The sequence below is a fragment of the Fluviicola sp. genome, from assembly GCF_029266855.1.
Lineage (GTDB): Bacteria > Bacteroidota > Bacteroidia > Flavobacteriales_D > Crocinitomicaceae > Fluviicola.
The window spans coordinates 258,723-275,051 of sequence record NZ_JAQSWB010000004.1; the positions used below are offsets into that span (position 1 = coordinate 258,723).

General features: G+C 41.3%; 12 protein-coding genes. 3 read left to right on the forward strand and 9 right to left on the reverse strand.

What is annotated here, in order from left to right:
* Window positions 1-36 precede the first annotated feature (36 nt).
* From K0S23_RS11370 to K0S23_RS11410, 9 genes are all read right to left on the reverse strand, one after another.
* Window positions 37-678: an MBL fold metallo-hydrolase gene (locus tag K0S23_RS11370; RefSeq protein ID WP_300357309.1), complete on the reverse strand. Its 642-nt coding sequence runs from the start codon at window positions 676-678 to the stop codon at window positions 37-39.
* Entirely contained in the window at window positions 679-4,344 is a 3,666-nt protein-coding gene (locus K0S23_RS11375; RefSeq protein WP_300357312.1) for a PKD domain-containing protein, read from the reverse strand.
* Window positions 4,345-4,355: 11 nt separating this feature from the next.
* Window positions 4,356-4,766 carry a hypothetical protein gene (locus K0S23_RS11380; RefSeq protein ID WP_300357314.1) on the reverse strand — a complete coding sequence of 137 codons (411 nt, stop codon included), beginning with the start codon at window positions 4,764-4,766 and terminating at the stop codon, window positions 4,356-4,358.
* 134 nt (window positions 4,767-4,900) lie between these two features.
* A complete protein-coding gene (locus K0S23_RS11385; RefSeq protein ID WP_300357316.1) occupies window positions 4,901-5,560 on the reverse strand; it encodes a hypothetical protein in 660 nt (219 codons plus the stop codon).
* On the reverse strand, window positions 5,560-7,014 hold the full coding sequence (gene rpoN, locus K0S23_RS11390; RefSeq protein ID WP_300357318.1) for an RNA polymerase factor sigma-54: 1,455 nt from the start codon (window positions 7,012-7,014) through the stop codon (window positions 5,560-5,562). The genes K0S23_RS11385 and rpoN overlap by 1 nt, the downstream gene beginning before the upstream one ends.
* A 94-nt stretch (window positions 7,015-7,108) precedes the next feature.
* Window positions 7,109-8,560 carry an asparagine--tRNA ligase gene (asnS, locus tag K0S23_RS11395; RefSeq protein WP_300357320.1) on the reverse strand — a complete coding sequence of 484 codons (1,452 nt, stop codon included), beginning with the start codon at window positions 8,558-8,560 and terminating at the stop codon, window positions 7,109-7,111.
* Window positions 8,561-8,795: 235 nt separating this feature from the next.
* The gene (gene dxs, locus K0S23_RS11400; RefSeq protein WP_300357322.1) at window positions 8,796-10,751 is read right to left on the reverse strand and encodes a 1-deoxy-D-xylulose-5-phosphate synthase; all 1,956 of its coding nucleotides are present in this window, start codon (window positions 10,749-10,751) and stop codon (window positions 8,796-8,798) included.
* Between the two features lie 185 nt (window positions 10,752-10,936).
* Window positions 10,937-11,971, reverse strand: coding sequence for a hypothetical protein (locus K0S23_RS11405; RefSeq protein ID WP_300357324.1), 1,035 nt, complete (start codon window positions 11,969-11,971; stop codon window positions 10,937-10,939).
* A complete protein-coding gene (locus tag K0S23_RS11410; RefSeq protein ID WP_300357327.1) occupies window positions 11,971-13,140 on the reverse strand; it encodes an iron-containing alcohol dehydrogenase in 1,170 nt (389 codons plus the stop codon). The genes K0S23_RS11405 and K0S23_RS11410 overlap by 1 nt, the downstream gene beginning before the upstream one ends.
* Window positions 13,141-13,347: 207 nt before the next feature.
* Here K0S23_RS11410 and K0S23_RS11415 point away from each other — a divergent pair, with 207 nt between their 5' ends.
* From K0S23_RS11415 to K0S23_RS11425, 3 genes are read left to right on the forward strand one after another with little or no spacing between them, the layout of a single operon-like run.
* Entirely contained in the window at window positions 13,348-13,953 is a 606-nt protein-coding gene (locus tag K0S23_RS11415; RefSeq protein ID WP_300357329.1) for a TetR/AcrR family transcriptional regulator, read from the forward strand.
* Between the two features lie 11 nt (window positions 13,954-13,964).
* The gene (locus tag K0S23_RS11420) at window positions 13,965-15,224 is read left to right on the forward strand and encodes a TolC family protein (RefSeq protein ID WP_300357332.1); all 1,260 of its coding nucleotides are present in this window, start codon (window positions 13,965-13,967) and stop codon (window positions 15,222-15,224) included.
* Window positions 15,225-15,237: 13 nt separating this feature from the next.
* On the forward strand, window positions 15,238-16,329 hold the full coding sequence (locus K0S23_RS11425) for an HlyD family secretion protein (protein ID WP_300357334.1): 1,092 nt from the start codon (window positions 15,238-15,240) through the stop codon (window positions 16,327-16,329).

The window sequence follows — 16,329 nt, forward strand, 5'->3', positions numbered from 1 at the left end:
AAAAGGGGCGCGATTAATCGCGCCCCTTTTTATTCTTTAAAACTGTAAAATATAATTCGTCCGTTTCTCTTCACCGATCGTTGTCGTCGGTCCATGTCCCGGATATACTACCGTATTGTCAGGTAAAGTAAACATCCGTTCGAAAATGGTCTTCTTTAGTACTTCCATGGATCCTCCCGGTAAATCTGTTCGTCCGAAACTTCCCTTGAATAAAATATCTCCGCCGATCAGGATATGCGCTTCTTCATTGTAGAAGGCAACATGTCCCACACAATGTCCGGGTCCGAAAATAACACGGAACTCTAATTCTCCAAAACGGATAATTTCCATATCTTCTACAAAAACCGTTGGTTCGGGAGAAGGAACATAAGCAGAAAAGCCAAACATTTCAGCTGAGCGTTCTGCAAAACTAAGCGTAAACAACTCTTCCTTGTGTGCGATTAATGGCACCTGATACTCGTTAACACAAAACGCGTTTCCAAGCACATGATCAATGTGGCAATGCGTATTTAAAATCGCATGAACCTTCAGATTATTATCAGAAATAAAATCTGTCAATTCCTTTTGCTCGAAACGCTCATAACAGCCCGGATCAATAATTACCGCATCTCCGTTGTTATTATAAACAACTGAAGAATTTTCCTGAACTGCATTAAACGTAAATGTCTGAACTTTCATTTAGCGAAGCACAATAATGTATCCGTTAAAAGTAAGCTTTTTATCACTTATCAGTTCCTTTGTTTCCAGTATCCAGGTATATTGCCCGTTAGGAACTATTTTACCCTGATAAGTTCCGTCCCATGCACCTTTCGGATCTTTACTTTCCCAAACAACTTCTCCCCAGCGATTGTATACCTGTAAGTTAAACTGATGGATATCAATTCCATCAATATGCAGGAACCACATTTGGTTAAACTCATCTCCATCCGGAGTGAATGTATTTGGTGCGTATAGAATCACATCACTTAATACTTGTGCAATTTTAGTTGTCGAATCCGTACATCCGTCTGCATTCGTAACAATTAAAGTAACATTATAATTTCCTACAATCCCTTCCGGTAAACTTATACCCACATCTTCAAGGGATGATTGATTCGGAGTTGCTCCCGGCATTGACCAGCTATATGCTACCACATCTGCTGAACTCGTATTATTCAACATGATCTGCGTTTCAAAAATCGTTGTCGGATTCGGTGAAATATTGAAATCAGCGACCGGTTTATCAAAAACCGTAATCATATCCGTGAATGTATTCGTATAAGTACAACCTGTATCGGAAATTGAAACAATACTTACCGTATATACTCCCGGATGCTCATAAGTGTGCGAGCAGGTATCCAATCCGTTAGTTGTAATTGTAGGACTGCCGTCACCAAAATCAATTGTATTGATCAAAGGTGCTCCGGGGCCCGGTGTATTATTTGAGAAAATTACATGGTGCGGATAACAACCGTTTGCATCATCAGGAGTAAGAGTCAGATCCAGGGGTTGCGGAACTGTAATTATCATACAGGCGCTGTCAGGCATGGATCCGCATGCTTCAGTCAATACCACACAATATTGTGTTGTTGCAATCGTGCTAACAGGAATAGTAGCACCGATTCCCTGAACTCCCGCATTGGTAAACCAGGTAAATGTGTATGCTGTGGAACCTCCGGTTCCGGTAACATTCAATGTGGTAGTATCACCGGAACAAACTACCAAATCAGGAGAAATAGATGTAATGGATAGTGCAGGTGGTTCGTTGATCACAAAATCAACCGTATCCGTACAGCCGCCAATAGTGTATACGATTACCTGGTGAGGTCCTGCAGCCAGTCCATTCACACTAAATGGAACCGGTATCACTGAATTCGGACTGCCGTCCAAAGAATATTCAGTAGCATTTGTAACTGTTAAAGCTGCAGATCCATTCGGGATTCCATGACAATCTGAAGCTGTTGGAATTGCTGCAACTGTCGGGGTAATTTCCGTAACCGTAATAGTTGCGGAAGAAACACATCCGTTTGAATCCACGGTGTAAGTATAAATACCCGGGTTCATTGTAATCGGATCATATGGCATCACTACCGGAGTACCTATTGCATTCTTCCATGTTCCGTTCGGAGAAGCTCCCGCGCCTAAAAGCGGAAATAAATCAATTGGTGCTCCCTGGGAACAAATTGTCAATGTACTATCCGCTCCGGGGTTTGCAGAAGCAGAAATATTCACATTCACCTGATCTGTAGTTACACATAAAGGATGTCCTGTCGGATAAACCGATAGAGTCAATGTCGTGTTCCCGTTTACTGTAGCTACCGGATCTAAAATCGCCGGATTGTTTACAGCAGTTGCGGGCGTCCATGCATAGGTTAAATTTCCTAAGCAGTTTCCGGTGAGATTGTGAACAGTTGTCGAAGCATTTCCATTCGTTCCATCCGCCAGTACAACCGCACCGGCCGCATCCAATACTTCGTATGAACATTCATTGATAAATGCACCTGCCCCGTCAAATTGAACCGTAAAGGCAGCACCATTTGGAATGGATAAGGTAAATGAGGAAGTTAATCCTCCGGGGATAGTGAATGTAGAAGTAACTCCATTAACAACTACAATTAAATTATTCCCGTTCCAGCCATCGCCCCAGGAATCTTCCAAGTTGAAGGTGTAATCGCAACTGTTGCTTCCCCCAATAATATTCCCGTCTAATTGAACAGGTGTTCCATTACAAATGGTAGCATCAGGTCCCGCATCAGCCTGTGGATTCGTATTTACCGTTAAGGTTACTGATGAATCATTTTCACAGCCGAAGTTATCCAAAACAAAATAGGTATAAGTATATGTTCCTGCAGCAGTTGGGTTGATTGTCAAAACATCTCCATCCGGGGAAACCGTAGCAAAATTTGCTGGCATAGCCCAGTAAGACGAATCGCTGCCCAAACCGATTTGAGGCTCAAAAACAGTTACCGGTGGATACAATGAAGGATCTAAATTGATGTCAAAAGAAAACAAGGTACCATCATCTGCTGCCCAGTTATCAATTACCGTCAAAGTCCAGATTCCGTTTAAAGGACAACCAATTAAATTGGTAAAGGGCTGGATAGGTTCATAATTTCCTGCTGGAATTGTTCCTCCAAAACCATTGTTATTGGCCCAATCGACCCACGTTTCTGTAGCCGTTGGTGTAAAACAATAAGTATAGGGAACTCCCTGAGTTGTCGGGTCACTGCAATCTACATTATCCAATGGATTAGGTTCTCCGATCTGGATTCCACCTCCACCTTGCTGATGTAAAATTTGATTTTGACCATTCGGACATTCAATAATGAGCACCAAATCCCCCATGAATGAATGCTCCAAGCCTAAACACAAGCTTTGGATATCACTCAGCTGAGTAATTGTCGATCCGGCAGCAAAACCTGTTTGCATAATTTCAATGTCTTGTGACACTCCAAGTAAGGTGTCAGGTAAACAACCGTCATCAATTGTCTGAGAACCCGGGAATCCATTCCATAACACTTCGTAAAAGTCGGGATCTGCAGTAAAGGTGACACTTTCACCCAAACAAAGTGTAGTGTCTCCCGGGAATCCTAAAAAGGTTGGGATTGTAGCAACAAAAACCTGCAAATCAATTAAATTGGTATTCCCGCAACCGTTATTGTCTGTAAGGAATAACTGGACCAAATATTGTCCGGGAGTATCAAATGCATGAGAAACCGTTGGACCTGTAGCTGTGCTTCCGTCCATGAAATCCCATTCGTAATTTGTCAAAGTAAATCCAGGAGCAGCAAATGAAGCTAAACCGGAAAAATCAACCAGATCACCAACACAAACACGTGTGCTATCTGCCGTTTCTCCTCCAACAATTACACCTGCCGCTGTAGGTGTAGCGCATGGAGTTTCACAAGTTGCACTTGCAGTAAACATTCCGGTTCCAACTGAATTTGATCTGAATCTTAAAGTGATACAACCTGTTGGATTCAATGCAGTTGCCATAATGACAACTCCCTGTAGCTGATTTCCTGAATAAGTTCCCAAAGTAGGAGCTGCAGTGGAATTCCCGTCATACACATCCATGTAATCCACATTCGTGATATTCGGTGCCGGATTATCATCTGTATTACTCAATTGGAACAAGTTAAAGACAATGGAAATGATATCCCCTGGGGTATCCGGACAAATTGTAACGATTACAGTTTCATTATTTCCATATCCGGGACCACCCTGCCCTCCGGAATCAATAATAAATCCATTACAGGTATTGATTGTTTGTCCACTGATTGCAGGAGTCATTTGAATTGTTGTCTGCTGGGAAAACACATGATTAGCTGCTAATGCCAGCAGCACAAAAAGAAAATTCTTCATAAGGATCAGGTCTATTTAGTGTTTGAAGGACTTGTGGTAAAAGCCTTTGTAATTTCAGGAATTGCATAGAAAACCACTACGCGCTCTTTATCCAGTTGGATATATTGTCTTTCCGATTTGGACAGTTTGATACCAAAATCATAAAAGTTAAAATTGGATGTCCCAATATTCATTTTATCGGAATCAGTAAAAACAATGTCCTTTCTGATCGAATTGCGCTGCTCTCTGGAAAGAGAATTCTTCGAAACAACTTCGTAGGAATGATCTAATTCGAACAAGAGGTAGTAATATGAATTCTTATTGTATTCATATATTTTTTCGGCTTCTTTGCCTTTGTTTTTGAGGATCCTGGAGTCAATCTCTTGGGAGAAAGAGAATGTTGCGGAAATAAGGAATCCCGTTACAATCAATAAATTTTTCAACACGGTTTGTTTTAAGTTCTGTACTTGCCAGACAGCTAAATGTTGGAAAGGTTGTCTGAAAGCGTAACAAATTTAACAAAAAAGCCCAGTTTTTACAGGCTGCCATAACAACAATCCCACAGATTCTTTAAATCCTAATAATAAAGAAAGAAGAATTTGATACCAACAACAAGACCCGCAAAGCCAATCGCAAAACCAATTACAAGCTGCGATAAACTGTGAAGTTTCAGGTACATTCGGGCAGACATGACAACTCCGCTGGCAATGAAAGCAAGGATTAAGATCCACATAGGAAAAATAAGCATCTTGCTATAATACATATAGAGGAAACCGGTCAAAATTCCCATACCAGTTGCATGCAGAGAAACTTTCCAGCGAAATGTGAGAACTGTGCATACAATTACCGCAATGAGCGAACCCAGTGACAATCCTAATATGAATCGTGCACCCGGCAATCTTTCCGGAACTTTGAAAAGCAGTATTGTCAGCATAGAGATTCCAAATAATACCACCATGATGGAAGGTACAATTCGCTCAGCCCGTTTTTCCATCATTACAGAAGTCACAGAACCTCTTGTTTGAAGGAATAAAACTGTCAGTGCCGGAGCCAGAAATGAAAAAGCTGTAAAAAGATACAGGAAGAATTCCTTCGCTCTCTCATCCAATGAAAACAAACTTTCACCCTGGTAGAAATCGGCTTCCCAGCTTTCCACATACATTGCAATTATGATAGCGTATACCGGAGCAAGAAGTGGTAAAAAAATCCAGGAAAGAGTTTTGGAAACAACCTTCATCACAATTCTTTTCGTAAACGCGCAACCGGAACATTCAATTGCTCCCGATACTTAGCAATTGTTCTTCGGGCAATATTATATCCTTTGTCATTGAGCAATTTCGCCAAATGCTCATCCGTTAGGGGTTTCTTTTTATTCTCCGCCTCAATTGCATCCGTCAGAATTTTCTTCACCTCCCTGGTGGAGACTTCTTCCCCGGAATCAGTTGAAAGGGATTCGGAGAAAAAGTATTTCAGGGAATAAACCCCATATGCTGTTTGAACGTACTTGGAGTTCGCAACCCTGGAGACCGTTGAAATATCGAGACCTACAATTTCCGCAATATCCTTTAGGATCATTGGTTTCATGTTCGTTTCATCCCCAGTCAAAAAGAACTCATACTGGTACATCATTATTGCATGCATCGTTGTATACAATGTTTGCTGACGCTGACGAATCGCATCAATGAACCATTTTGCACCTTCTAACTTTGTTTTCACAAACAAGAGCGCATCTTTGTCCGATTTGGAAGTCTTTGCACCTTCACCGTAACTTCTAAGCAATTGTTCATATTCCTTCGAAACTTTCAGATCCGGGGTGTTCCTGCCATTGATCGATAATTCCAATTTCCCGTCAAATTCCGCGATCATGAAATCAGGAATGACTTGCTGAATGCTTTTCGAATTGTCTTTCAAAGAACCTCCCGGTTTCGGATTTAATCGGATGATCGCATCAATTGCTTCCTTTAAATCTTCATCCTCAATTTCAAGTTTCTTCTGGATCTTATCGTAGTGTTTCTTTGTAAACTCTTCGAAATGATCTTCTAATATTTTCTTCGCTGTAAACAAGGTAATATTTCCCTCTTGGATACGGGCAATCTGAAGCAATAAGCATTCTCTCAAATCCCTCGCCCCAATTCCGGCAGGATCCAGCTCCTGTACAATTTTAAGCACATATTCCACTTCTGCTTCGGTAACCATGAGGTTGGAAGAAAAAGCCAGATCATCTACAATCGCGTCCAATTCCCGGTTTAAATAACCGGACTCATCCAAATTCCCGATGATCGTATCTGCAATCTGAAATTGTGTGTCATCCAGGTCTAATAAATGCAATTGTTCCGTTAGCTTATCCTGGAATGAGGAATCAACAGAAAGTGGTACGCCACGCTCTTCATCGTCCTTGCTTTTATTGTTTACCTGTGTTTTGTAATCCGGAGTGTCATCGTCGAAGTAATCACTGATGTCGAAATCGGTATCAAATTCGTTTTCATCGTCTTTGTAATCCTCTTCTTGATCGTTATCGTATTCGTCCTCTACCTCATCAACACCTTCGTCCAAGGCAGGATTTTCTTCCAATTCCTGTTTGATGCGTTGATCCAACTCCATAGTAGGAACCTGCAACAATTTCATTAATTGAATTTGCTGTGGAGAAAGCCGTTGTTCCAGTTTTTGGGTGAGCTGTTGCCTTAGTGCCATTAGAGGATTTATTCAGTATTATAAAAAATGTTCACACTTCAATGAGCTCAGTGTACTTTTATATTTAGAGCTATCTAATGTACAAAAAATCAAATTAGAATTCCGCATTTTGTGGTGTTCTGGGAAAAGGAATCACATCACGGATATTTGTCATACCCGTTACGAACATTACCATACGCTCAAAACCTAAACCGAAACCTGCATGTGGAACCGATCCGAAACGGCGCGTATCCAAATACCACCACAATTCTTCTTCGTGAATTCCGAAATCAGCACATTTTTTCTTCAGTACTTCCAGACGTTCTTCACGTTGAGATCCACCCACCATTTCGCCTATTCCAGGGAACAAGATATCCATTGCAGCAACCGTTTCTTTACCTGGTTCGCATCCATCATTTGCACGCATATAGAATGCTTTGAATGATGCCGGATAATCTGTGATAATTACCGGGCGTTTGAACTCTTTCTCAACCAAATAACGTTCGTGCTCCGATTGCAAATCAGTTCCCCAATTCACATCGTATTTGAATTTCTTCTTCTTATAGTGATTCGAGTTCATCAGGACTTCGATCGCCTCTGTATAAGTGATTCGTTTGAAATCATTGGTCGTTACAAATTCTAAACGTTCAATTAATCCCAATTCGTTGCGCTCGTTTTGCGGTTTCGATTGTTGTTCCTGCGCTTCACGCTCATTCAGGAATTTCAAATCGTCTTCACAATTTTTCATCACGTATTCACAAATGTATTTCAGCATGTTCTCAGCCAAATCCATATTGTCGTGAATGTCATTGAAAGCGACTTCCGGCTCGATCATCCAGAACTCTGCCAAATGGCGGGAAGTGTTTGAATTCTCTGCCCGGAATGTTGGTCCGAAGGTATAGATCTGACCCAAAGCCAAAGCGGCCAATTCTCCTTCAAGTTGACCGGAAACCGTTAAGTTCACTGCCTTCCCGAAAAAGTCTTCTGAATAATTTACAGAACCGTCTTCGTTCAATGGTGGGCTCTTAGCATCCAAGTTAGTAACGCGGAACATTTCTCCTGCTCCTTCCGCATCCGATCCGGTAATGATCGGTGTGTGGATGTAATAAAATCCACGGTCATTAAAGAACTGGTGAATGGCATAGCTTACGGCGTGGCGTACTCTGAAAACCGCTCCGAACAGGTTTGTTCTGAAACGTAAATGCGCCTGCTCACGTAAATATTCCAAGCTGTGTTTCTTTGGCTGCATGACCGTGCGCTGAACCTCATCCGGGTTTGCTTCACCGATAATCTCAATTTCAGAAACCTGTAACTCAATAGCCTGACCGCTTCCCTGCGATTCGATAACAACACCTGTTAATCCTACAGAAGCAGCCGTCGTGATCTTTTTTAAAATTGCCTCGTCAAAATTTTCAAAGTCAACAACAGCCTGTAAATTATTGATTGTGGAACCGTCATTCAGTTGAATAAAACGGTTGCTGCGAAATGCACGCACCCAACCCTTCACAAGATACTTTTCACCGACTTGCGGTTGACTTAATAAATCAGCAATTTTTGTTCGTTTCATGATGTTTTTCTATGGATGCAAAAATAGGAAGAAATTTGAAAGAGGAAGGGTACTGATTTCGGAAAGAATTTTGAGAACATTTCGCTATTCTGTTGCATGTTCGCGATATTGCGAACAGCCCTCATGTTTATTGACTTTTACAACGGTCATAATCATTAAATAATTACAACGAAAAAGCGGATTCCATTGCATTGAATAATTACAAACTATTTGGGCTAAAATGTTATTACCGGAACTAACCTACTTCGCTCTGAAGACTGTGTTCTTCTGAGGTGGAAATGTTGAGTAATTCTTTGACTTTTGCAGCGATTGAAAGGGAATCAAACCCACAATCAGCATGCAATTGCTCCGGAGTTCCGTGATGAATATATTTATCCGGAATTCCTAATCGTACCACCTTTGAATGATAGCTGTTATCCACCATGAATTCAATAACTGCAGAACCGAAACCACCCATGATACAGCCATCTTCTACCGTAATGACCTTTTCGAATTTGGTGAATATTTCGTGCAACAGGGTTTCATCCAATGGTTTTACGAAACGCATATCGTAGTGTGCAACCGAAGCACCGGTATCTTTCAGTGATTGAATCGCTTCCTGGGCGAAATTTCCAACATGTCCGATTGTTACTAATGCAATGTCTTCTCCATTCGTTACTTTTCTTCCCTGGCCAATTTGAACAGCTTTCATCGGTGTTTTCCATTCGGTCATAACACCATTTCCTCGCGGATAACGAATAGAGAATGGTCCATGATTTTCCTGGGCAGTAAACATCAGGTTCCGCAACTCTGCTTCATTCATTGGTGCGGAAACAATCATATTCGGAATGCTGCGCATGTAAGCAATATCGTATGCCCCGTGATGCGTTGCTCCGTCTGCTCCGACCAGTCCGCCGCGATCCAGGCAGAAAACAACCGGAAGGTTTTGCAAAGCTACATCATGTAATACCTGATCGTAAGCGCGCTGCATGAATGAGGAGTATATATTACAAAAGGGGATTAATCCTTGTGTAGCTAAACCTGCGGAGAATGTTACCGCATGTTGTTCCGCAATCCCAACATCGAATGCACGGTCCGGCATGGCTTCCATCATGAATGTTAAAGAGCAGCCGGTTGGCATTGCCGGAGTAACTCCCATGATTTTTTCATTCTGCTCGGCCAATTCCACTATTGTGTGACCGAATACATCCTGGTATTTTGGAGGCTGTGGTGATTTAGGAACGATCTTAACTATTTCTCCCGTTTCCTTGTTGAAAATCCCTGGAGCGTGCCATTTGGTCGGGTCTCCTTCTTCGGAAAATTTGTATCCTGCTCCTTTACGCGTAATACAATGTAAAATTTTCGGACCGGGAATATCTTTCAAATCTTCCAGCACTTTTGCCAAACCGATGGAGTCATGTCCATCTACCGGACCAAAATAACGGAAGTTGAGTGATTCAAATAAATTACTTTGTTTTAATATCGAACCTTTTAAAGCAGAGGATATTTTTGAAACGACAGATTGTGCATCTGGGCCGAATTTACTTACTTTTCCAAGCAATTTCCATACCTCATCTTTTACTTTGTTATAAGTATGAGAGGTTGTGATGTCGGTTAAATATTCTTTTAGTGCTCCTACGTTCGGATCGATAGACATGCAATTGTCATTCAAAATCACCAATAAGTTGGCATCTTTCTCAAAACCTGCATGATTCATCCCTTCAAAAGCCATCCCGGCAGTCATGGCGCCATCACCGATTACAGCAATGTGCTGACGGTTTTTCTCTCCTTTGTAACGGCTTGCAATAGCCATCCCCAATGCTGCGGAAATAGAAGTGGATGAGTGACCTACTCCGAATGTATCGTATTCGCTTTCGGAACGTTTCGGGAATCCGGAGATTCCACCTTTTGTTCTGTTGGTATGAAATACTTCTCTTCGACCGGTTAAGATCTTATGACCGTAAGCCTGGTGACCAACATCCCAAACCAACTGATCGTATGGAGTATTGAAGACATAATGCAATGCAACCGTTAATTCCACAACTCCCAAACTGGCTCCGAAATGCGAGTTTCCGATTTCAGAGATGACATCAATAATATACTGACGCAATTCATCGGCAACTTGTGGTAATTGTTCCACAGTCATTTTATCCCTTAAATCCTGAGGGATAATGATTTGCTCCAATAAGGGACCTGCTTGATAAGGATGCATAAAATCGATATTCAACGTACAAAGTTAAGCCTTCGCTTCTTCGATAACAAACAAACGAAGGGATTATTTCGTTTGGATTTGAATTTAACTATTTTTTCGAAATTGCTGCTGCATAAAATGGTCCAGGGTTATAAACCCTGGAAGGGTGGTCAAAATTAAATAGGTTAAATTCACGTGCGCGAAACCTAAACCATATCCCAACCCGCCACAAAGATCGGCTTGGATCGCAGTTCATCCATTTTTAACGGGTTCTTTCTCAATACCACTACATCAACAACAGGCTGTGGTGTCATTTTATGAAACAAACCCCAATCAACATATTGACGACTTTCTCTCCAAAGCGGTTCTCTTCGATCAACGAACCAAATCATCATATTCACTTTTTCCGCAGCTAAAATTCCTTCCAGTAATGCCGATAAAACACCCGGATCATTATCCTTCACCCAAAGCGATTCCGGAACAAGAAAACTATGATTCTTAGGTTTCACAATTCTGCGAATTCCCGGGGTAATCGTGATCAGTTTCGTAAAGATTCCGCCCAACATTCCCGGTAAACGTTCTATCACCCAATTAGCCTTCGTTACTTTAGCAAAGCCGGTTATCTCACCAAATTGATTAAAGTACCCGTAAAAAGGACCTTTCTTTGCATGATGTTCAACAAAAAAGGCATGTGAATCCGCTATTTTAGCCAAACACTCGTTGATCTGTTCTTCGGATTCTATTTGCCGGACATGGGCAACGCTACGGGGTTTTGTCCTGCTGAATGATTGTGAGATCAATTGTGCTTCTGTCCGGAATCCGAATTGTTCTGACATCCATTTACTGCGGTCGTTTGCAGGGTCGATATAAGCATAAAAAGCATCGGGTGCATCTCCTAATTTCCCATCAAAGATCTCATCAAAGAAACTCGCCATTTCCATCTTTAAACGCGAATTGCTTTTTGGAACGCGGTTCACGTTTTTTGATGCCTGTTTTTGATTTGCAAAAGCAAAGTAGCGCACATACCATTGTTTCCCACGGTCACACAAGGTTAAATTCCCCTGTACTTTCCCATCTCTTTCCAGGGAAATAAATAAGGGATTATCTGCCTCTAAAATGCGGGTTGGGGTATCTAAATGCTTGTAACGTGCACCATTTGTTCCCAAGGTTGTTTGGGTCAATAAATCCAATAAAGCAGGAGTTGCTTCTCTCCGGATGGTATATCTGTCTGAAAGTCCCATTAAATAGCCTGATTAACAATATATTCTGCTTCTTTCGGAGTCAAATCCTTGTTTTCTCCCAAGCCAAGCCATCCACGCTGAACAAAGCGGTCATGGATAATTTGTGCCGTATCGTGATAATCAGAAGTGTATTCCGAGATTCTTGTTTTCACATTCAGTTTATGAAAGAATTCTTCCGTTTTGACTATCGCTTTTCTTGCCACCTGCTCGTCTAAACCTTCGAGGTTCCAAACGCGTTTTCCGTACTGGGCCAATTTGACTTTTTTGCTTTCAAATTTCACCTCATACAATCTGGGAGCAATGATTGCAAGCGATTGGGCATGGTCTATTCCGTGTAAAGCTGTTAATTCGTGTCCGATCATATGAGTTGCCCAATCAGTGGTTACACCGCAGCGCAATACACCGTTCAACGCCTGATTGGCACACCACATCAGGTTTGCAGCCAAATCATAATCTTCCGGGTTTTCCAGTACTTTTTCCCCGATTTCAATCAGTGTCAAAAGTATTCCTTCTGCATAGCGTTCCTGCAATAAATTCTCTCCTTTGAAAGTTAAATATTGCTCCATCGTATGTGTAAACGCATCAATTATTCCGTTTGCAATCTGACGTTTCGGTAAAGTCGCAACAAAGGTCGGATCCAGCAAAGCAAATTTCGGGAAGAATAAGGGTCCTCCCATTGTTCGTTTTTCTTTCAGTTCCGAACGGCTAATAACTGCTCCCGAATTAGATTCGGAGCCGGTAGCCGGAATTGTTAAAATACATCCGAAAGGAACAGCAGAAGTAAAAGTGCAACCGGGAACCTGGTTTAACACATTCCAGGGATCTCCTTCATAATTCACCGCTCCTGAAATAAATTTCGCCCCGTCAATTACAGATCCGCCACCAACTGCAAGCATATAACCGATCCGGTGTTCACGGATATATTCGACTGCCCGCATTAAAGTAGTGTATTCAGGATTTGCTTCGATCCCTTTAAAGAAGTGGATTTCAAGATCCGTCAACTCTTGTTTCAGTTTATCCAAAAACCCCGACTTTTCAATGGATCCGCCGCCGTATAAAACAATCACTTTTCCATCAGCAGCCTGGTTTTTAAGCAACTGAGAAACTCTTGTCAATTGGTTCTTCCCAAAGACAATCGTTGTTGGAGTTGTAATCTCGAAATTATTCATGGGGTAAATTTAAACAATTTCATTAGTTGATGAAAGCAGCATTTCGTCCAACGATTCAACTTTCTGCATGAACACACATTTTAAGTCCATAAAACTATTCACTGGTAAAAAAAATAAGATTTTCTTACAAAAATGCTTGATAAGTAAAAGCAACTAATTACTTTTGCAAAGTGGTTTAACCAAATGGTTAAACTTAATAATTAAACTATGGGGTCAAAGGATTCAACTACTGAGGAAAAAGTTTTAGAAGCAGCGAAAGAGGTTTTTATGAAGTATGGTTTGTATGGTGCACGCATGCAGGACATTGCTGATACGGCCGGAATTAACAAAGCGCTTCTTCATTATTATTTCCGGAGCAAAGAAAAATTATTTGATGCGGTATTTGACGGTGCGCTGGAAAAATACTTCGCCCAAATGACCGTTATCGGTGATAAATCAATGCCAATCAAAGAACGCCTGATGCAATATGTCGACAATATGTTCGAGTTCTTCAGCGAATACCCTCAAATGTCGATGTTCATTATCAAGGAGATTTCCATTAATCCTGAAATGTTCTATGAAAAGGTAAAGAGTCTGAAGACTCAGAAATCCCTTTTGGTTCCTACCCTCCAGGAAGCATTTATCAATGAGAAAATTGAACCTTTCGATCCGGTTCTGTTCATGGTCAATCTGCATTCACTCTGCGCCTATCCCTTCCTGGCATCACCACTTTACAAAGTAATGCTTAAAAAGCATGGATACGACTGGGATGGTGAGGCTAAAGATAAAATCAAACAATCTGTCAAAGACTTCATTTCATTCAAATTTCAATAACACAAACAATTATGCACAAATTACTGACAGTACTGGGCATCGCAATCACGGGAATCGGGTTTTCACAAAACGCAATTTCTTTGGACTCCTGCATTGCCTGGTCAAAGAAAAATTATCCATTAATCAGACAAAACGAAGTTACATTACAACAAACAGAACAAAACGAAAAAGCAATCCGTGAAAACTGGTTACCGAAACTTTCATTCATGGGACAGGCAACGTACAACACCGAGGTTGTTCAATTCGATTTCCCCGGAATGGATATGAAATTCCCACACGATGCTTATCTGACTTCCTTAAGTCTGGAACAGACAATCATTGATGGCGGACTAACGAAATCGCAGCACAGCGTTGAAAAATTGAGCACGGAATTAACCATTCAGCAAAACGAGGTGGAACTTTACAAATTAGTGGAGCGCGTAAACCAAATTTATATCAATGTGCTTTTAGGCCGGGAGAATTTAAGAATCCTGGAGCTTTATAAGGAAGATCTGACGAACAGGGCTAAAAACATGAAGGCAGGTGTTGACAACGGTTTGGTATTAGCCAGTTCTTTGGATGAACTGGAAGCGGAGGTTCTAAAAACGGAGCAAAACATCATTGAGTCGGAATTTCAATTGGAAGGACTTTATAAAACTCTGACACTTTATATTGGAAAGCCGGTTGACAAAAATACGGTGCTCACAGAAACCCCGATCGGTGGAACCACTGCTCGGATTGAAATTCAACGGCCTGAAATGAAGATTTTTGATCTTCAGGCAAAATTGCTGGATGCACGCTTCAAGCAGATCAATGTCAATGCAATTCCAAGAGTAACTGTTGGAGCAGCCGGAAATTATGGTCGTCCGGGACCAAACTTCATTAACCAGGAATTGCGCTTCTTCGGAAGTGCAAACCTTACGATCCGATGGAATATCAGTTCACTGTACGGTTTGAAAAGAGAGAAGACAAAAGTGGAACTGAACAAAAGCCTGATTGAGATTCAAAAAGATGCCTTCCTGTTCAACATTGAGTCTTCATTAAATACACAAACAGCTCAATTGAATGCACTTGCCCAAATGATCGAAAAAGACGATATCATCATTGAAAAAAGACACAGCGTAACTACAACAGCAACAGCTCAAATGGAAAATGGTAAGATCACCGTTGTAAATTATTTGTCACAATTAAACGCTGAACTGCAGGCAAAACTCAACAAGAAAGTTCACGAGATCAAACGAATGAATGCCATTTCAACAATCAACGCAACATCAGGTTCAATCAAATTTTAAAAATTAAACAGACATGGAAAAGGAAAACAAAAAAGAAAAAAAGGGAAAAGGCTCCAGAATGAAATTCGTCATTGGCGGAATCATAATCGCTGTTATAGTAGGAATTGTCATCTTCATGATGGGTGGAAATACGGAATCAACAGATAACGCACAATTGGACGCAAACATCATTCCTATCCGCTCTTCGATCACAGGTTATGTGAAGGAAGTTTTATTTGAAGACAACCAGGAAGTCAAAAAAGGACAATTGCTCGTTACCATCGATGACACGGAATACAAAGCAAAAGTAGCTCAGGCTGAAGCAGCTTTGGAGAACGCAAAAGCAAACTTAAATGCCGTAAAAAGCAATGCTATGGCTTCAAATCAGAATGCAAGCGCTGCCATGTTTACTACAGAATCTACCCAAGAAACCATCAATTCTGCAAAAGCAAGATTGAATAAAGCGAAAGAGGACAACAAACGCACTAAGAACATGTTTGCTGCCAAAGCTGCCACTCAATCGGAATTGGATAACAGTAATGCCGAACTGGAAGTAGCACAAGCTCAATACGATGCTGCTTTGAAGCAATTGAAAGTTTCACAATCACAATCTGCAGGAGTCAGATCCCAGGCCATGGGTCAGGTTTCTTTGATCTCTCTGGCGGAAGCCCTGATCCGTCAGCGTGAAGCAGAATTGAAACTGGCTTTAACTCAATTGGATTACGCTACAATCGAAGCGCCATGCGACGGGATTGTTTCAAAAAGAAGCATTGAGGTGGGACAATACGTTTCAACCGGTCAGGCAGTTTGCTCGGCAATCGATAATTCCAGTCTATGGGTAAGCGCAAACTTCAAGGAAACACAATTGGAAAACATGCGGATCGGTCAACCTGTTGAAATCAAAGTGGATGCATATCCACACATCAAATTATCCGGGAAATTGAATTCATTCGTTGGAGCAACGGGAGCAAAATTCTCTTTATTGCCTCCGGATAATGCAACCGGTAATTTCGTGAAAATTGTACAGCGTGTTCCTGTAAAAATTACGATTGATCATTTGACGAAAGAAGAATTGAAAATTCTCTTCCCGGGGTTAAGCGCATACGTATCAGTTAAAGTGAAGTAA